The organism is Bacillus sp. FSL M7-0003 (genome assembly GCF_038628485.1).
GTDB lineage: Bacteria > Bacillota > Bacilli > Bacillales > Bacillaceae > Bacillus > Bacillus safensis.
Window position 1 is genome coordinate 3,671,876 of record NZ_CP152024.1, and the last position, 19,193, is coordinate 3,691,068.

Genomic DNA, 19,193 nt, shown 5'->3' on the forward strand with positions numbered 1-19,193 from the left:
ATATTTAAACAAAAAAACACCAGTAAAATGCGAGATTTTACTGGTGCTTCATCAATCTATTCTTATGGACGGTACACGCTGCGGACAACGTTCGTTTGTGAACGATCTGGTCCGACTGAGAAAATGGAAAGTGGAATACCTGTTAATTGTGAAATGCGCTCTAAATAATGGCGGGCATTTGCAGGCAGTTCACTTAAGTTCTTTACGCCTGTAATATCCTCTGTCCATCCTGGCATTTCTTCGTAGACAGGCTCACATTTCGCTAATTCATTTAGGCTTGCTGGGAATTCCTCAGTGATTTCTCCATTCAATTTATAGGCGACACAGATTTTCAATTTTTCAATCCCTGTTAGTACATCAATTGAGTTAAGAGATAAATCTGTAATTCCGCTCACACGGCGTGCATGACGGACAACAACGCTGTCAAACCAGCCGACACGGCGCGGGCGTCCAGTTGTCGTACCGTATTCACGGCCAACCTCACGAATTTGATCGCCAATTTCATCATGGAGTTCTGTTGGGAATGGGCCATCTCCAACACGTGTTGTGTACGCTTTTGACACGCCGACTACATGTTGAATTTTCGTTGGTCCTACGCCAGAACCAATCGTCACGCCTCCAGCTACCGGGTTAGATGACGTCACAAATGGGTATGTCCCTTGATCGATATCAAGCATGACCCCTTGTGCTCCTTCAAATAGCACGCGGCGGCCTTCATCTAGTGCATCATTCAAAACAACAGATGTGTCTACGACATATTTTTTCACTTGCTGGCCATATTCATAATACTCGTCTAAAATATCTTCAATCTTGAAGCCTTCTGTGTCGTACATTTTCTCTAAAAGACGATTTTTCTCTTCTAGATTGCGTGCAAGCTTCTCTTCAAATACTTCACGATCTAATAGATCTGCGACACGGATACCGACGCGGGCAGCTTTATCCATATAAGCTGGTCCGATTCCTTTTTTCGTCGTACCGATCTTGTTAGCCCCTTTCCGCTCCTCTTCTACCTCGTCCAATTTTAAATGGTAAGGCAGAATAACATGGGCTCTATTGCTGATTCTGAGGTTATCTGTACTCACATTCCGTTCGTGAAGATACGCAAGCTCAGTGACCAACGCTTTAGGATCAACCACCATTCCATTACCGATGACACAAGTTTTCTCTTTATAAAAAATACCGGATGGAATGAGGTGTAGCTTGTATGTCACTCCATCAAATTTGATCGTGTGACCTGCATTGTTTCCCCCTTGATAACGGGCAATCACCTCTGCATTTTCTGAAAGGAAATCGGTAATTTTCCCTTTCCCTTCGTCACCCCACTGCGTACCTACTACGACTACTGAAGACATATCGTGCACCTCCGTTAACCTTTCAAAACGTTATCTCTTTCAAACACATTTATTTTATCAATGCACAACGAAAAAGTCAACGCGAAATCCGAACATTAATATATCGAAATCAAATTTTGTTCGTTTTAAATATAAAGAAAAGCGCTTTAATCACTTTTCCAGTGCTTAAAAATGGAGATTTCGAGCAAAAACAACTTTTTATCGTTTCCAGCTGTTCATCAACATAAAAAGACCCCCAACAATGGGCGTCTTTTTTAAACAGGTGTAATACCATCTGTGTTCATCAGCACAACTCGATACCCATCTGGATCTTCAATGGTTGCTCCTCCCCGGTCCCAGTATGGATTCGTTGAGGTGACATGCCGTCCGCCAAATGAGAGCAATCTCTTTTTCATTTGCTGAAATTCCTCTGCATCTGGAATATAGAAAACAAGCAGCTGTTCTGGATGCGGGACGGGCAGGCTGTCTTCTTCTTCATGTTTGGTGATTTCTAAATGAACATGCTGGTGAGGCAGCCCGAGCATCACACCATCGTACCCTTCATGCTGATCAAATGAGCCTATTCGTTTGAGCCCTAAGCCTTCTTCATAAAAGGAAACAACCTCTTTCATGTTGACGGTTGGGCGTGCGATACGTAATTGAGCGGCTTCAAACTGTTGAAATTTCATCAGTCTTCACTCCTTTTCTCCTTTTAGTATACGCTCTCTCTTTTTCTATCTCCTCCTCATTTTGATTGTTTTTTCAATCATTCTTTCGATGTAGATCAATCAAAAAAGCCCAGCTTCTTCAGCTGGGCTTTAAGCACCGGGCGGAACACCCGCATCATCAAATCTTCTTTCCAGATTGACGAATTTGTTATATTCTTTGACGAACGCCAGTGATACTGTACCAACTGGACCGTTACGCTGTTTGGCAATAATGATTTCGATAATGTTCTTATTCTCTGATTCTTTGTCATAGTAATCATCACGATAAAGGAATGCCACGATATCGGCATCCTGCTCGATACTTCCTGATTCACGAATATCAGACATCATCGGACGTTTGTCCTGACGCTGCTCTACCCCACGGGAAAGCTGAGACAAGGCAATAACCGGAACTTCAAGCTCCCTTGCCAGCGATTTTAATGCCCTAGAGATTTCAGAAACCTCCTGCTGACGGTTATCGCTTGATCGCCCGCTCCCTTGAATGAGCTGCAAGTAGTCAATCAGGATCATGCCAAGACCATTTTCTTGCTTCAATCGGCGGCATTTCGAGCGAATTTCACTTACTCTGATTCCAGGTGTATCGTCAATGAAAATTCCGCTGTTTGACAGCGACCCCATCGCCATTGTCAGCTTGCCCCAGTCCTCTTCTGTCAGATTACCGGTTCTTAGGTTTTGTGCATTGATATTCCCCTCTGCACAAAGCATACGCATAACGAGCTGCTCAGCACCCATCTCTAAGCTAAAGATGGCGACACTTTCATCCGTTTTGGTCGCGACATTTTGGGCAATGTTCAATGCGAAGGCGGTTTTCCCTACTGATGGACGGGCCGCTACAATAATTAAATCATTTCGCTGGAATCCAGCTGTCATCCGGTCAAGCTCAGAGAAACCTGTTGGAATCCCTGTAATATCGCCTTTACGGTTATGAAGCTGTTCAATATTATCGTATGTTTGAACAAGAACGTCCTTAATGTTTTGAAAGGCTCCTGAGTTTTTACGCTGCGCCACTTCCATAATGGTCTTTTCAGCATCGCTCAATAAGTCTTCTACTTCATCCTCACGCGTGTACCCATCCTGTGCAATGGTCGTCGCAGTACGGATCAGACGTCTTAAAATAGATTTCTCTTCTACAATTTTTGCATAGTATTCAATGTTTGCAGCAGTTGGGACAGAGTTCGCAATATCGGTTAAATACGAAATCCCGCCTACCTCTTCTAGTAAATCTGTATTGGCAAGCTCAGATGTCACCGTGACAAGATCGACCGGTTCCCCTCTATCGCCAAGTACAAGCATCGCATTGTAAATCTTTTGATGCGACATTCTATAGAAATCCTCTGGAATTAATACCTCAGAAGCGAGCGTTAGCGCGGATGGTTCTAAAAAAACAGCACCTAATACGGCCTGCTCGGCTTCTATATTTTGCGGCGGCAGCCGGTCATCGAGAAGTTCCGTCATGCCAAGCACCGTCCTTTCATAAAAAAATACGCTACTCATCATTTTAACATTTTCATCAATAAAAAAGTGAAAAACATCGACTATAGTCAAAATTACCATGTTGATATTTTGTGCAAACCAGCGCATTTCAATAGAAAAGACTCTGTAACATCAATTGTTATAGAGTCTTTCGTTATCGCTAATGATTTTGTATCTGTCATCGTTCAAGTTTTGTTAATCTATCGTTTTCTTAACCCCATAATTCACTTTTTGCCCAATGTCTTGTAAAGAACCGTTTTGATAACCAATAGATAAAACCAAATCTGGAATGGAATCAAACCCGTTTTTCGCTAGGTCAAATAGCTGTGCACCGTAATGTGAAGCGGCAATGCGCGCATTTTCTGCTGTATATGGATTTTTAAGAAGTTCTTCTTTGTATAGATCAAAAATATTGATTCCTTTATCCGTTACAAATTGACCATTTACAATGCTTAAATCTTTTAAATTGTAGCCTGTCACCGTTTTGATTTGATTGACAAGATGGAACTTTGCTAGAGAATCCGGTGTGAATTGAGTAGAATCATCATTTCTGCTTTTCATAATATGGAAAAATAATTCTCTTGTATTGTTGGTTGTACTTAATAGGTCTTCTATTTGTTTCATCAGCGATTCGTCTTTTGAACCACTTACCACTAATTTGAAATTGTTCGGGTCAATGGTAAAAGTGAGATTTGTGTTTTTAGGAATGGTTATACCGTTTTTAGAGAATAAATCTTGTAATTGTTCGTTGACCTTTTGACGATTGAATATTTTTTTCTCTACGCTTTCTTGAGTAGGATCGTACCGTTTTTCGTTACGGAAGATGGCGTCATTAAAGTCATATTGACCTCCTTTTCCAGAATTAGCCCAGCCAATCTCCATCGTATATGCAGCTTCTCTTTCTACTTTAGTTAGATCACTCCTGAAATAAGGAGAGCGTGGATTTCGATACTTATCGTGTATATGCCCATGAGGATTTTCGAAACGTTTATTTTGTTCATTTATTTTTTCGTATTTTTCATCTAGTATTTTCATCCGTCTATCAGATTCGGTCATCACCTCATTTGTACTTTTAATAGCTGATTGACCTTTATAATCGATTCTGTTCTGATTGTTTGAAGCACCTGCCGTGTATGACGTATTAATATTCATTTTGATTCTCCTTTTTAAAAAAATAGTGATTATTAAATATATCGGCAATTCAGTTAAAATTTGTTAGTTTTGATCCGATATAGTAATTATTACAAGGAGGGTTAAAATATGACAAATACTATCTTCAAACGTTTTTTGTTACCTGCATTGGCATTAGTGCTTGTTACTAGTTTTTTTGCAACTCATTCAGCAGAAGCGGCTATTACGGGGAATAACAGCCCTAACACAGCAAGCTCAATGGGATATTGGAAAAATAGTCGCCCAGATACAACAATCTTACCTGAAGGTGAAAATGAAGCGTATTATCAGTTCACGATCAATAAGGGTGAAAGGGTCTATGTGCGAAGTTCGTATAATAAGCAATATACGGGAATGAAAATCGAGGTGTATAATTCGAAGAGTTCTAAACCAGGGTCAAGAGTGATTAATCCTGATTCAGTAACACCCTTTATATTTGCAAATACTGGTGACGTTACTTCAACTTCAGAAACTTATTTTGTGAAAGTGACCCGTGGCTCATATACAGGGAATATGTATTTTACTGTCTCCATTCAAGATCGTATCAAATCTGGGAATGGGACATTCAATTTTACCGGTACTGCTACCAACCTGGGGAATTCATCTTTGAATCTAGCAGGTGTTGATTCTTCTGTCATTACAATGGATTTAACGACCAATTCTTCTATTCCTAACAATGCTATCGTTAAATCGATTTCAACAACTAGTACCCAATCGCCTAACCAAGGAAATGTCACACACAAACTGATGGCTGATGAAAACAAAATTTGGAACCAATCACTTTTTTCATCTGCAACAAGTGGGTCTTATCGTATTTCACTGGAAGATGAATTAAAAGTGGCTCAAAAATGGAGCTTTAAGTACAACGCAAAGGCTACTGCGAGATCTACTATGAGCAATGTCAAAGCCGATATTCGTTACGAATATGATGTTACAGATGGATTCTAATTGAATGGTGTTTACAGACATGTACACCGATTGATCAAAAAGTAAGGGAACATCCCTTACTTTTTTCATTGCCGCATTTTTGATGCTATATGATCTTTTGCCACTCTTCAAACAGCACCGTCCTTCCATAAGAAATACGCTGCTCATAAAAAGTGAAAGTGTTAATGGTGGTTTTGCTTGAGGGCGTGTTGAAAGAGGAGGATGGTGATCATATCGGTGGCCCGCTGGTATAAATCCCATTGTTCATAGGCCGCAAATGTCATCCGTATTTCATGTAATGATTGCCTCATTTCATGATATTCTTCCACTGTAAACGAATTTTTCAGTTTGAGCTGATGTTCAAGCAATTTCAGCCTCAGCTTTCCTAATGGTTTTTTCATTCTGCCTACATTCCCTTCGCTCTTGTCTCCCTTAGAAAATTGTATATGAATTTACGTATAATATTGAATAAGTTGTGAGATATGATCACCAGCTTTTCGAAAAATCTTCCTCTTTTTTCCTAAAAATACAAGAAGGTCTATGGACTTATTTTTCCTCAAAATGATTTCAAGAAGAAAAACCTATATATATTCCTGAATCAAACAGAATAAAATGGTAAATATCCCGAGAAGGTCAAGGCTTTTTGGCATTTCTCTTCTTTTTACATGCACGGTCCGGCACTCTCTATTTCCAATCATTTGGTAGTTATTTAGTCCTTTATTTTCTGAATATTTTAATTCAATTGTCAATTACACAACTTAATGAACATTTGACTTCATAATTGATAACCATTATCATTTGATTTGCTTGCGTGATAATTGAGAATCATTTTCATTTGAAGAGACCATTCTTCAATCTCTACACTCATCCTATATCCGCAAGCCTGCTTTTATCATCATATGAGAGTCAATTTGAGGAAGGGGATTTTTTACACATGTCCAAACGCCCTGAAGGAATGGGTACTGAGAATTCTCTTTTCGGAGAAAGCCGTCCTTTTTTTATACCCGGGACGGAGCAACTGGATATCACAGCACACCCATACAGACTTTTTATATTTAAACCGAATACTACTCCTCCAGCGGCTGGTTTTCCAGTCATGTACGTGCTTGATGGAAATTCACTTTTTGGCACAATGGTCGAAGCACTTCGTTTACAGTCAAGAAGGCCTGAAAAAACAGGTGTCGTACCTGCCATCATTGTTGGAATTGGCTATCAGACAGAAGCGCCCTATCATCCGCTCAGGCATTATGATCTCACTCTTACCGGCCCTGACGCTTCCATTGGTGGCAAAAGAAAGGACTTCTCCAACCATACATATGGCGGGGCCTCTGCGTTCTTTTCTTTTTTAGAAAAGATTGTAAAGCCTTATATCGAGCAGCGCTTTCCGATCAACCAGAGTCGTCAAACACTGTTTGGACACTCTCTTGGCGGTCTTTTTGTATTACACACACTATTTGAGCACCCTGATGCTTATCAGACATATATTGCGGGCAGTCCTTCTATCCACTGGAACAAAGAATTATTTCTAGAAAAAGAACACCAATTCACCAATCATATACGTCAGGTGCCTATGGATGTCAGGCTGCTTGTAGGTGTAGGTGAGTTAGAAAAACATCATCCATGTCAAATGAATGATCATGCAAATTCACTAGCAAATCGTATGCTGCCTTTATCCGCATATGGTTTGCATACGTCCTATCATGAATTCCCTGAAGAAGGACATACGTCCGTTTTACCGGTGCTGATGAATGACGCTTTTCGTTTTGCACTCTATCATAATGATCCTTTCACAACCACAGACATGAAGGAAAGGCAGTGAACACATGAAACACAATGGTCTATCTCAAAAAATTGCCCTGATCACAGGCGCAGGACAAGGTATTGGACAAGCAGTCGCAAAAAGACTAGCCGAGGAAGGTGCGATTATTGCAGCAGTTGACGCAAATGAAGAGCAGCTGCAAAGCACTGTCCAGCAAATGAGGGATGAAGGGATACGTGCCTTTGCCTATCCAGGTGACATCACCGATCAAACTTCTGTTCAGCACATTGTTGATCAAATTGAAAAGCAGCTTGGCCCTATTTATTTACTGGTCAATGTAGCAGGCATTCTTCGAATCAGTTCTATTGACCAGCTTAGTGCAGATGACTGGCAACAAACTTTCGCAGTCAACACACATGGTGTCTTTTACGTATCTCAAGCTGTCTCCAAATACATGATGAAAAGATCAGATGGGGTCATTGTGACCGTCAGCTCTAACGCTGGTGCCATTCCTAGAATGAATATGGCTGCCTATGCTGCTTCAAAAGCAGCAGCTACTTCATTTACAAAAACGCTTGGTTTAGAGCTGGCTGCTTATGGAATCAGATGCAATGTCGTCTCTCCCGGCTCTACCGCAACACCCATGCAATGGGCTTTATGGTCTGATGAACAAGGAGAAAATCAGGTAATTAAAGGCTCATTAGAGACGTATAAAACCGGTATTCCTTTACAAAAAATCGCTGATCCTCAAAACATTGCTGATGCAGTCATTTTCTTTGCATCTGAGCAATCCAGTCATATTACGATGCAGAACCTCACGATTGATGGCGGGGCAACACTCGGAATCTAGCATTTCATTTAAAAGGAGGCCTTTTCATGAAACATTCATTATTGTCGTCAGAAGAAAAAATACAGTTGCTTCAAGACTATCAGCCAGGCGCTTTTTTTCTTGCTTCACCTAAACGCACAATACTTGCCGAAGGGATTTTCCAGCATATTGAAACCAATCAGCTAAATGAACTATCCACAAGGGTAGCGCACGTATTTGACGATGCCAAACAAGCTGGTATCCAAACACCGATTGTGGCTGGTGCTGTCCCATTTGATCCGGCGCAGCCCGTTCGTTTAAATGTACCAGTCCATGTACAGTTTAGTGATCCACTCGAATTTCAACAAGGTGATGAGGAGTCAGAAGCGGCATCGCCATCCTATGAGGTGACACCTGTCCCCTCTCCAGAGGTCTACATGAATGGTGTGAACGAAGGATTAGCTAAAATTGAGAACGGAGAGCTTAGCAAAATCGTACTCTCTCGATCTCTCCATCTCAAATCAAATCAAGACATTCATACGAAAACAATACTCGAACGACTGGCTCGTCATAATACGACTGGCTATACGTTTGCTGCAAATATAGCTGACCCGAAGGCTTCCCAAAAGCGCACACTTCTTGGGGCAAGCCCTGAACTGCTTCTTTCAAAAACTGGTTCATCTGTGATTTCTAATCCACTCGCTGGTTCTCGGCCGCGCAGTTCAGATCCAATAGAAGACCAGCGCCGCCGTGATGAACTCCTTACTTCAGCGAAGGATTTACACGAGCACGCAGTGGTTGTCGAAGCTGTCACTAAAGCGCTTACTCCATACTGTCATACACTAGATGTGCCTGCATCACCATCCGTCATACAAACAGAAACGATGTGGCATTTATCTACTGTGGTCAAAGGTGAATTAATAGATTCCAATGTGTCCTCAATTGATTTGGCGCTTAGCCTTCATCCAACACCCGCAGTATGCGGAACACCTACAGCAGATGCACGTGAAGCCATTCAAGCGATTGAACCCTTCGATCGAGGATTTTTCACAGGAATGATCGGTTGGGCAGATACAAATGGTGATGGTGATTGGATTGTCACCATTCGTTGTGCAGAAGCTGAGGGTCACTCCCTGCGTCTCTTTGCTGGTGCAGGAGTGGTCAAAGGATCAAAGGCAGAAGAAGAGCTAGCTGAAACATCTGCAAAATTCAACACGATGCTTCATGCGATGGGCATCCATCAGTGATAAAAATAAATAGGAGATGACAAAAACATGTTTGTTCAACCACCTACATGGCCAGAAGAATTTGCAAAACGCTACCGTGAAAACGGCTGTTGGCGTGGGGAAACCTTTGGCGGTATGCTTCGTGAACGAGCCGCATCGCTAGGAAATAAAACAGCCATTACATACGCTGATACGCACATAAGCTACCAAGAACTTGATCAGCGTGTCAGCAGTCTTGCCGCCGGTTTTCATCAGCTTGGAATTCAAAAAGGAAGTCGAGTTGTCGTACAGCTTCCTAACATTCCTGCTTTTTTTGAAGTCATTTTCGCTTTATTTCGAATCGGTGCTTTACCCATCTTCTCGCTGCCATCTCATAGAAGCAGTGAAATCACTTATTTTATTGAGTTTGCCGAAGCAGACGCATATGTCATACCAGATATCGATAGCGGCTTTGATTATCGATCACTCGCACGTCAAGTGAAAGAAAAGCTTCCCTCATTACCTCATGTCATTGTTGCAGGGGAAGCTGAGGAATTCCTTGGCTTGGATGATCTTCGCAAGGACCCAGCACTCGATCCTCAAATTCATGTAGAGGCAAGCGATATTGCGTTTCTTCAGTTATCTGGAGGCAGCACAGGCCTTTCAAAGCTTATTCCTCGTACACATGATGACTATATTTATAGTCTTTGGAAAAGCAATGAGGTGTGCGAGCTCACACAAGATAGTGTGTATCTAGCTACACTTCCGGTTGCGCACAACTATCCATTAAGCTCACCTGGCGTCCTTGGGACGTTATACGCAGGCGGAAGAGTCGTTCTTGCACCTGGATCAAGCCCTGATGTCGTCTTTCCACTCATTGAAAAAGAACGGGCGACCATTACCGCTGTCGTTCCACCAATTGCATTGATTTGGCTAGAGGCCGCTCCTCATCGATCAGATGACTTATCGAGTCTTGAAGTCTTACAAGTCGGTGGCGCTAAATTCAGTGCTGAAGCAGCAAAACGAGTGAAGCCTGCCCTTGGATGTAAGTTACAGCAAGTTTTTGGCATGGCAGAAGGTCTGGTCAACTATACCAGATTAGATGATCCTGAACATATCATAATTCATACACAAGGACGCCCGATGTCTGAATATGATGAGGTACTAGTGGTTGATGATGAGGACAAGCCCGTCCCGCATGAAGTAGCTGGACATCTTTTAACAAGAGGACCTTATACGATTCGCGGCTACTATAAAGCCGATGAACAAAACAAAAAAGCATTTACATCCGATGGTTTTTACAGAACAGGTGACATCGTGCGATTAACCAAAGAAGGAAATGTTGTTGTAGAAGGCAGAGACAAGGATCAAATCAATCGTGGCGGCGAAAAGGTTGCCGCTGAAGAAGTTGAGAACCATTTACTTGCCCATCCTGACATTCATGATGCCGCCATGGTGTCTATGCCAGATCCATTTCTTGGCGAACGCTCATGTGCCTTTGTTATCGCGAAAGGAAACAACAAACCAGCACCGCACGTCTTAAAATCATTTCTAAGAGAACGCGGGCTCGCAGCCTATAAAATTCCTGACCGCATTGAATGGATCGATGCGTTCCCACAAACAGGTGTAGGCAAAGTCAGTAAAAAAGCATTAAGAGAACTAGCTGCAACCCATACTGCCAACGTATAAAAATGAGGAGTGAAAATCATGGCAATCCCTACTATTCCTGCATATCCAATGCCAAGCACACAAGATTTACCCGAAAATAAAGTGAACTGGATACCTGATCCGAAACGTGCTGTTCTGCTGATACATGACATGCAGCAATATTTTTTAAATGCATTTCAACAAGATACATCACCGGTCACAGAGTTAGTTCAGCATATTCAACAATTACGTGATACATGCAATGAACTTGGCATTCCAGTCGTCTACACGGCTCAGCCTGGTGACCAAGACCCGAAGGATCGTGCCTTATTAACAGATTTTTGGGGACCTGGACTTGGTGATGATGAAGCATTGACAAAAATCATTGATCAGCTTGCTCCATCTGAAGCAGATACAATGCTGACAAAATGGCGTTATAGCGCATTCAAGAAATCTAATTTTTTGGATATCCTTCAAGAAGGCGGGCGTGATCAACTGATCATTACTGGCGTATATGCACATATTGGCTGTATGCTGACAGCCGCAGAAGCATTCATGCTCGATATTGAAACCTTTTTTGTCGCCGATGCCGTCGCTGACTTTTCACTGAAACATCACAAAATGGCCATGACCTATGCAGCTGAACGCTGTGCAGTCACCACAACGACAAACCAAATCATCAGTCGTTTAACAGGACAAGAAGCAAACAGTGATGATTTATCCTTTGAGGCCATCGTTCACCAAGTAGCTGAGTATCTCCAAATCGAGCCAAATGAAATACCACTTGATGAGAATCTCGTCTACCTTGGGCTTGATTCTATTAGAATGATGAGCCTAGCGGAAAAGTGGAGGCAGCAAGGAGCGACAGTCAATTTCGTTGAGCTTGCAGTAAATCCAACGCTCGCTCATTGGCGGACTCTTCTTTTCCCAGAAAAACAGCCATCTATCCCAAATATCGATTACTTGTAAAGGAGGTATAGACCCTTGTCGATCCAGTCAGTCGATTCATTCCCACTAACCGGTGCCCAATCAGGCATTTGGTACGCGCAGCAGCTTGATCCAGCTAATCCTATTTTCAATACAGCTGAGTATATAGATATTAAAGGTCCTATTGATCCCATACATTTTGAAGCCGCCATTAGAAAGACTGTCTTAGAAGCAGATTCCTTGTATATGCGCTTCGTTGAGGATACTGACGGTCCAAAACAATGGATGACATCTAAGAAAGAGATTCCATTTCAATTGATTCATTTACAAAATGAAAAACAGCCGCTTGATGCGGCTAAAGCATGGATGAAGGCAGATCTTTCAACACCAGTCTCTTTAGAGAAAGATGTATTATTCCGTGAAGTACTTTTTCAGCTTGCTGACGACCGATTTATCTGGTATCAGCGCATTCATCACATTGCCATTGATGGATTCGCCTTTTCGCTCATTGCACGTCGTGTTGCTGAGGTCTATTCAGCCTTATCGCAAGGGACACCTGTGCCTCCTCAAACATTTGGAGCCTTACATGACGTAGTCGAAGAGGAGTCCACTTATCGACAGTCCAATCGATATGAAGCTGATCGAACGTTTTGGAAGAATCGCTTTGCTGATCAACCTGAAATTGTCAGCCTTGCTGAGCTTGCCCCAAGAACGTCGGATCATTTTATCCGAAAAACGGCTGGCTACGATGCCGAAAAGGTAAGCAAAATGAAAAAAAATGCTCAAGCCTTCGGTGGTACGTGGCATGAAATGATCCTTGCAGCATCCGCTTTATATATGCATCGTATGACTGGTGCACATGATATTGTTTTAGGATTACCAGTTATGATGCGCCTTGGATCGTGCGCCTTACAAATACCTGGAATGGTCATGAATCTGGTACCGCTTCGTTTAACATGCAAACCAGAAATGACACTCTCAGCACTTGTTCGCCAAGTATCTGATGAACTAAAAGCCATTCGCCCTCATCAAAGATATCGTCACGAGGACATGCGGAGAGACTTTAAACTCATCGGAAGAAATCAGCGATTATTTGGCCCACAGATCAATATCATGCCATTTGATTATAATCTCATGTTCGATCAGAGCGTTGGTCAAGCACATAACCTTTCAGCAGGACCCGTGGATGATATATCGATTAACATATACGACCGCGCGGATGGGAACGGATTTCAAATTGACTTTGATGCAAACCCTGCCGTTTACAAAGAGCAAGCAGTTGACGCTCATCAGCAGCGTTTTCTTCAATTGCTGGAGGAAATAACCGGACTAGAGCAAGATCAGACGATCAGTCAATTCAACCTTCTTTTGTCTGAAGAGAAAGAGAACATCCTCAAGCACTGGAATGATACAAAACGAGAATTACCAGAGGAATCTTTACGGGAACTATTTGAAAAACAGGTAAGCAAAACACCACAAGCAAAAGCATTACAGTTTGAAGGAATTACTTTGACCTATGAGGAGTTGAATAAGCGGGCTAATCAATTAGCTCATTATTTGAAAAAACATGACATTGGACCAGAACAATTTGTCGCAATTGCTCTGCCTCGGTCCATCAATATGGTCGTAAGTCTATTAGCCGTCGTCAAAACGGGAGCCGCATATCTGCCACTAGACCCTGATTATCCTAACGATCGTGTCGCCTATATGCTAGAAGATGCCAAACCAGCGTGCTTGCTCACAGTCAAAGAGACAGCAGACGGTTTGGACCATCCGCACATCGTTCAGCTGGATGATGCAACTGTTCATCAGGAGATAGCAGACAGTCCGCACCTCAATCCGACTTGGAGCGAGGGCTCTCCACATCACCCAGCTTACATCCTCTACACATCAGGATCGACAGGCAAACCAAAGGGTGTTGTTGTAACAAAACGAAATGTGATCAACTTTATATTGTCTATGCAAGATTCATTTTTATTAGATCAAGAAGACCAGCTTTTAGCGGTAACGACCATTGCCTTTGATATTTCTGGGCTGGAAATGTTCCTACCTCTTTTACATGGTGCTGCTATTTTATTGGCAAAAAAAGAAACCATACAAGAACCAGCAAAGCTTTCAGACATGATTCGTTCTCATCATGTCACAATCATGCAGGCAACGCCAACGTTGTGGCATGCGCTAGCAGATGAGTACCCTGATGTGATCACAGGTATGCGTGTTCTTGTTGGAGGTGAAGCACTCCCTGCCTCCCTTTTGCACACATTGCAATCTCTTCAATGTGACATTACTAATTTGTACGGACCTACAGAAACGACGATCTGGTCTACGATGGAAAATGTCACAGCACACCGGGAGAATAGCGGGCCGGCAATTGGTAAACCCATTTGGAATACGAGCATTTACATTTTAGATGAAGGACTAAACCCAGTCCCAGCAGGATCAATCGGTGAGCTTTATATTGCAGGTGAAGGAGTATCCAGAGGATATCTTGGACGATATGATTTAACGGCTGAACGTTTTGTTGCTGATCCATTCGGCACAAAAGGCACACGAATGTATCGTACTGGTGATTTAGCCAGATGGCGTGAAGATGGTTCGATTGATTATATCAGTCGTGCTGATCATCAAATTAAAATCCGCGGCTTCCGTATTGAACTAGGTGAAATTGAAACAGTGATGATGCAGCATAAAGCCATAAAGCATACATCTGTTATCGTTCGTGAGGATCAACCTGGGCAGCAGCTGCTTTGTGCGTATGTTGTGCTGACAGATGGCTCTTCTCTGCACCCTTCAGAGCTCAGGCAGTTTGCGGCTGCATTACTTCCTGATTACATGGTGCCTTCTGCTGTTGTCGTTTTGCCAGAACTTCCACTTACACCAAACGGCAAAATCGACCGCAAAGCATTACCAGCACCAAATATGTCTTTAGTCAGTTCTGAGCGTACACCTAGAACACCACAAGAAGACATGTTATGTAGTTTATTTGCAGAAACCCTGGGTCTATCTCAAATCGGCATAGATGATAGTTTCTTTGACTTAGGAGGACATTCCTTACTCGCCGCTCGTCTGCTTCGACGTATACGCGATACACTTGGTGCAGACCTAAGCATGAGTACCATTTTTGAATCTCCTCGGGTTGCTGAGCTTGCGCAGCACATTGACAAAGCGAAGGACATTCGGCCGCCGCTTCAGGTAGAAGACAAGCCAGATGAGATTCCGTTATCCTTTGCCCAGAAACGGCTCTGGTTCCTTCATTGCCTTGAAGGGCCAAGTCCAACTTACAATATTCCACTTGTCATTCAGCTGACAGGTACACTAGATCAAACAGCTCTCATTGGTGCTTTAGCAGATATCACTGAAAAACATGAAACCCTTAGAACCATTTTTCCAAATAAGAACGGCATGCCAAGACAGGTCATTTTACACCCCAAAAGTGTTCAGCCTGAACTCCATGTCACAGCTTCAAGCGATCAACAAATTGAGAATCAGTTAAACGAAGCCATTCGCTATAGCTTTCAGATTGAAGAAGAACCTGCACTTCGAGCTGAATTATTCATGCTTGATGCAAATCGGTCTGTCCTGCTTCTATTGCTGCATCATATCGCTGGTGACGGCTGGTCACTTGCACCATTGACACGAGACTTAGCGGCTGCTTATGAAGCCCGTATACAAGGAAAATCTATCCCCTTGCCAGCGGAACCTGTTCAATATGCTGACTATGCTATTTGGCAGCAGAAGCTGTTGGGCAGTGAAGAAGAGACGGATAGTCTATTTGCCAAGCAGCTCAGCTATTGGAAAAGTGCCTTACATGACTTGCCTGAAGAACTTGAGCTTCCCTATGACTTCCCGCGTCCACAGGAAGGAAGCTTCAACGGTGCGACGATAGACTTTACGATTGAACCCGCTTTACATCAGAACCTCCTTGAGCTTGCAAAGCAGTATCAGGTGAGTTTGTTCATGGTGCTTCAAGCATCACTTGCAGCATTACTGACACGCCTTGGAGCGGGGACAGATATCCCAATCGGCAGTCCGATTGCTGGACGGAATGACGATGCACTTGACGACATTGTGGGATTGTTTGTGAACACACTAGTATTACGTACAAATACAGCTGGTAATCCAACCTTTAGTGAGCTATTGAAGCGAGTGCGAGACGTTGACTTAGCAGCGTATGAGCATCAGGATCTGCCATTTGAACGTCTAGTCGAAATCCTAAATCCAACCCGGTCCAGATCACGAAATCCATTGTTCCAAGTCATGCTTGCCTTCCAAAATACACCGAAGGCAGAAATGAAGCTGACACAACTTGACTCAGATCTTTACGTGAAACCAGTAGGGTCAGCTAAATTTGATTTGACCATCGAATTGACAGAACAAAGAACGGAAACTGGATCAGCAGCAGGATTAACAGGTTTGTTTGAATTCAGTACAGATGTATTTAAAGAAAGCACCATTCGAGCAATCGCTGACAGAATGAAGCGCTTTTTAACTGAAGTGACTGAGCGCCCACACGTGCCAATTGGTCAAGTGAACATTTTATCAGATAAAGAGCGGCAAACATTTCTCCCTGACAAAAAGACTTTTGCTCAGTTAGACCAAGCACATAGTCTCCCGGCCTTATTTGAAAAAACGGCGGAGCAATACCCTGATCGGGTCACAGTAACGGATGGCAAGAGGCAGCTGACCTATGAAGAGTTAAACAACAAAGCCAATCGTCTTGCTCATTTATTAATAGAAAAAGGCGTTGGACCAGAACAGTTCGTTGCACTTGCCCTGCCTAGATCAATCGATATGCTCGTAAGTTTATTAGCCGTTCATAAAGCAGGCGCAGCCTATGTTCCGCTTGATCCTGATTATCCAGCAGACAGGCTGGCATACATGATACAAGATGCCAAACCAGTTTGCAGCATCACAACAAAAGCAGATGCAGTGCACCTCCCTGCTGATTGCGATTTGATTTTGTTAGACGAAAAGGAAACGAGCGATCAATTGCTGACTATGCCAAATCACAATCCGGCTGATATAGACAGAATTGAGCCGCTATCTTCTCTGCATCCGGCCTATATTATTTATACATCCGGTTCTACAGGGAAACCAAAAGGAGTGGTCATCCCACATCAAAATGTCATCCGTCTTCTAACATCTACTGAACATTGGTTCCAATTTGATGAAGAAGATGTTTGGACAATGTTCCATTCATATGCCTTTGACTTTTCAGTATGGGAAATTTGGGGACCACTTTTATATGGCGGCCGACTTGTCATTGTACCTCATACCATCTCTCGCTCTCCAGAAGAGATGCTGCAGCTTCTAGTTGAGGAAGACGTGACTGTACTTAATCAAACACCTTCTGCCTTCTATCAGCTCATGCAGATAGACAAGGAACAACAAACACTTGGTCAAGCATTATCACTCCGCTATGTCATCTTTGGCGGTGAAGCATTAGAGCTTAGCAGATTAGAAGATTGGTACAGTCGTCACTCAGACTGTAAGCCAAAGCTCATTAACATGTACGGCATCACAGAAACTACCGTACACGTTACGTACAATGAACTCAATCGAGACATGATCACAAAGAACTCCAGCAGTTTAATAGGCGAACCGATTCCTGATTTACACGTGTACGTTCTAGATGAATACCTGCAGCCTGTTCCCCCTGGGACGACAGGTGAAATGTATGTAGCTGGAGCTGGCCTTGCAAGAGGTTATCTAGGCAGACCTGATCTGACATCAGATCGATTCCCTGCCGATCCTTATGGCGCACCTGGCACAAGGATGTATCGCACAGGCGACCTTGCGCGCTGGACAGAAGAAGGGGCTCTTGATTACATTGGCAGAGCTGATCATCAAATTAAAATACGCGGCTTCCGCATTGAACTTGGAGAAATCGAAGCCGTTCTGGCACGCCACGATGCAGTTGCACAAGTTGCCGTCATGATGCGAGAGGATCAGCCTGGCGACAAACGTTTAGTCGCATATATCGTCCCAACTGAAGAAAACCGTTTCGATACAGAGACCCTTCGTCATTTTGCAGCAGCCAGTCTTCCTGATTACATGGTGCCCGCGGCATATGTACAAATTGACACCATGCCGCTTACAGCAAACGGGAAGCTTGATCAAAAATCACTGCCAGCACCTCAATTTCATATGCAGCAAACAGATGGCCGCGGCCCTAGAAACCCGAAAGAGGAAATCCTATGTCATCTCTTTGAAGAGGTGCTTGATTTGCCTAAAATCAGCATAGACGATCGCTTTTTTGACATTGGCGGGCATTCCTTACTTGCGGTTCGTTTAATCAGCCGCATTCGTGATGCACTTGGTGTCAAACTAAGCATCGGAACATTGTTTGAAGCACCAAATGTGGCAAGTTTGGCAGAGAAACTAGAAACAGGAAGCGATGAAAACGCACTAGACATCCTGCTGCCGCTGCGAACAAATGGAGAAAGATATCCTCTCTTCTGTGTTCATCCAGCAGGTGGTCTGAGCTGGTGCTATGCAGGTCTCTTGAATACATTAGAAAAAGGCATCCCTATTTATGGATTACAGGCTCGAGGAATCGCAAGAAAAGATGACTACCCGCATACGCTAGATGATATGGCTGCGGATTACATCAAGCACATCCAAACGATTCAGCCAAAAGGCCCTTATCATCTTCTTGGCTGGTCATTAGGCGGAAACGTTGTTCAGGCAATGGCTACACAGCTCCAGCAGCAAGGTGAAGAAATCGCACTCGTTGCGATGCTGGATGCCTATCCAAACCATTTCTTACCGATTAAAGCAGCACCTGATGAAGAAGAAGCACTAATCGCTCTTCTTGCGCTCGGCGGTTATGATCCAGATACCTTAACAGGTGAACCGCTCACAATGAAAAGTGCCATCGACATCTTGAAAAAAGATGGCAGTGCACTAGCTAGCTTAAATGAAGATGCCATTAGAAATCTAAAAGAAACCTATGTGAATTCAGTCCGATTGCTCGGAGAATATCAGCCAAAAACTTATCAGGGGGACATATTATTCTTTAGATCTACCATTATCCCAGATTGGTTTACACCAATTGATCCCGAAGCATGGGCACCTTATATCAACGGAACAATTGAACAGCACGACATTCATTGCCGGCACAAAGACATGTGCCAGCCTAAACCCTTAGCAGAAATTGGTGTCATCTTAGACAACGCACTGCATCGGGTCAAACAAAAGCACTAAGAATAAAGGAGA

The 19,193-nt window shown here is 43.1% G+C and carries 12 protein-coding genes; 7 read left to right on the forward strand and 5 right to left on the reverse strand.

Features of this window, described 5'->3' with window-relative positions; translation table 11 throughout:
• Nucleotides 1-62: 62 nt before the first annotated feature.
• The 4 genes from MHI23_RS18830 to MHI23_RS18845 form a co-directional block, all read right to left on the reverse strand.
• The gene (locus MHI23_RS18830; protein WP_024424032.1) at nt 63-1,352 is read right to left on the reverse strand and encodes an adenylosuccinate synthase; all 1,290 of its coding nucleotides are present in this window, start codon (nt 1,350-1,352) and stop codon (nt 63-65) included.
• Between the two features lie 254 nt (nt 1,353-1,606).
• The gene (locus MHI23_RS18835) at nt 1,607-2,020 is read right to left on the reverse strand and encodes a VOC family protein (RefSeq protein WP_087978696.1); all 414 of its coding nucleotides are present in this window, start codon (nt 2,018-2,020) and stop codon (nt 1,607-1,609) included.
• A gap of 129 nt (nt 2,021-2,149) precedes the next feature.
• Entirely contained in the window at nt 2,150-3,514 is a 1,365-nt protein-coding gene (dnaB, locus tag MHI23_RS18840) for a replicative DNA helicase (RefSeq protein ID WP_003214779.1), read from the reverse strand.
• Between the two features lie 213 nt (nt 3,515-3,727).
• Nucleotides 3,728-4,684, reverse strand: a complete 957-nt coding sequence (locus tag MHI23_RS18845; RefSeq protein WP_342492178.1) for a DUF4885 family protein — start codon at nt 4,682-4,684, stop codon at nt 3,728-3,730.
• 108 nt (nt 4,685-4,792) lie between these two features.
• On the opposite strand from MHI23_RS18845, the gene MHI23_RS18850 reads away from it, so the two are divergent.
• Nucleotides 4,793-5,650: a hypothetical protein gene (locus MHI23_RS18850; protein ID WP_087976588.1), complete on the forward strand. Its 858-nt coding sequence runs from the start codon at nt 4,793-4,795 to the stop codon at nt 5,648-5,650.
• Nucleotides 5,651-5,811: 161 nt separating this feature from the next.
• On the opposite strand, the gene MHI23_RS18855 is transcribed toward MHI23_RS18850, so the two are convergent.
• Nucleotides 5,812-6,030 carry a hypothetical protein gene (locus tag MHI23_RS18855; RefSeq protein ID WP_342492179.1) on the reverse strand — a complete coding sequence of 73 codons (219 nt, stop codon included), beginning with the start codon at nt 6,028-6,030 and terminating at the stop codon, nt 5,812-5,814.
• Between the two features lie 533 nt (nt 6,031-6,563).
• On the opposite strand from MHI23_RS18855, the gene MHI23_RS18860 reads away from it, so the two are divergent.
• The 6 genes from MHI23_RS18860 to MHI23_RS18885 are packed head-to-tail and all read left to right on the forward strand — an operon-like array spanning nt 6,564 to nt 19,181.
• Nucleotides 6,564-7,448 (forward strand): alpha/beta hydrolase-fold protein, encoded by an 885-nt coding sequence (locus MHI23_RS18860; protein ID WP_342492180.1) that lies wholly within the window; start codon nt 6,564-6,566, stop codon nt 7,446-7,448.
• Between the two features lie 4 nt (nt 7,449-7,452).
• Complete coding sequence (locus MHI23_RS18865; RefSeq protein ID WP_041105831.1) at nt 7,453-8,238, forward strand: 2,3-dihydro-2,3-dihydroxybenzoate dehydrogenase; 786 nt, start codon at nt 7,453-7,455, stop codon at nt 8,236-8,238.
• Between the two features lie 26 nt (nt 8,239-8,264).
• Complete coding sequence (gene dhbC, locus MHI23_RS18870) at nt 8,265-9,443, forward strand: isochorismate synthase DhbC (RefSeq protein WP_342492181.1); 1,179 nt, start codon at nt 8,265-8,267, stop codon at nt 9,441-9,443.
• A 27-nt stretch (nt 9,444-9,470) separates the two neighbouring features.
• Nucleotides 9,471-11,090 (forward strand): (2,3-dihydroxybenzoyl)adenylate synthase, encoded by a 1,620-nt coding sequence (locus MHI23_RS18875; RefSeq protein ID WP_342492182.1) that lies wholly within the window; start codon nt 9,471-9,473, stop codon nt 11,088-11,090.
• 18 nt (nt 11,091-11,108) lie between these two features.
• Nucleotides 11,109-12,017 (forward strand): isochorismatase family protein, encoded by a 909-nt coding sequence (locus tag MHI23_RS18880; protein ID WP_248351669.1) that lies wholly within the window; start codon nt 11,109-11,111, stop codon nt 12,015-12,017.
• A 15-nt stretch (nt 12,018-12,032) separates the two neighbouring features.
• The gene (locus tag MHI23_RS18885; RefSeq protein WP_056766747.1) at nt 12,033-19,181 is read left to right on the forward strand and encodes a non-ribosomal peptide synthetase; all 7,149 of its coding nucleotides are present in this window, start codon (nt 12,033-12,035) and stop codon (nt 19,179-19,181) included.
• Nucleotides 19,182-19,193: the final 12 nt, after the last annotated feature.

What these genes read in the sequence shown, in the direction of transcription:
- MHI23_RS18830 (WP_024424032.1), bottom strand. Translation starts at nt 1,352, where the DNA reads ATGTCTTCAGTAGTCGTAGTAGGTACGCAGTGGGGTGACGAAGGGAAA.
- MHI23_RS18835 (WP_087978696.1), bottom strand. Translation starts at nt 2,020, where the DNA reads ATGAAATTTCAACAGTTTGAAGCCGCTCAATTACGTATCGCACGCCCA.
- dnaB (WP_003214779.1), bottom strand. Translation starts at nt 3,514, where the DNA reads ATGACGGAACTTCTCGATGACCGGCTGCCGCCGCAAAATATAGAAGCC.
- MHI23_RS18845 (WP_342492178.1), bottom strand. Translation starts at nt 4,684, where the DNA reads ATGAATATTAATACGTCATACACGGCAGGTGCTTCAAACAATCAGAAC.
- MHI23_RS18850 (WP_087976588.1), top strand. Translation starts at nt 4,793, where the DNA reads ATGACAAATACTATCTTCAAACGTTTTTTGTTACCTGCATTGGCATTA.
- MHI23_RS18855 (WP_342492179.1), bottom strand. Translation starts at nt 6,030, where the DNA reads ATGAAAAAACCATTAGGAAAGCTGAGGCTGAAATTGCTTGAACATCAG.
- MHI23_RS18860 (WP_342492180.1), top strand. Translation starts at nt 6,564, where the DNA reads ATGTCCAAACGCCCTGAAGGAATGGGTACTGAGAATTCTCTTTTCGGA.
- MHI23_RS18865 (WP_041105831.1), top strand. Translation starts at nt 7,453, where the DNA reads ATGAAACACAATGGTCTATCTCAAAAAATTGCCCTGATCACAGGCGCA.
- dhbC (WP_342492181.1), top strand. Translation starts at nt 8,265, where the DNA reads ATGAAACATTCATTATTGTCGTCAGAAGAAAAAATACAGTTGCTTCAA.
- MHI23_RS18875 (WP_342492182.1), top strand. Translation starts at nt 9,471, where the DNA reads ATGTTTGTTCAACCACCTACATGGCCAGAAGAATTTGCAAAACGCTAC.
- MHI23_RS18880 (WP_248351669.1), top strand. Translation starts at nt 11,109, where the DNA reads ATGGCAATCCCTACTATTCCTGCATATCCAATGCCAAGCACACAAGAT.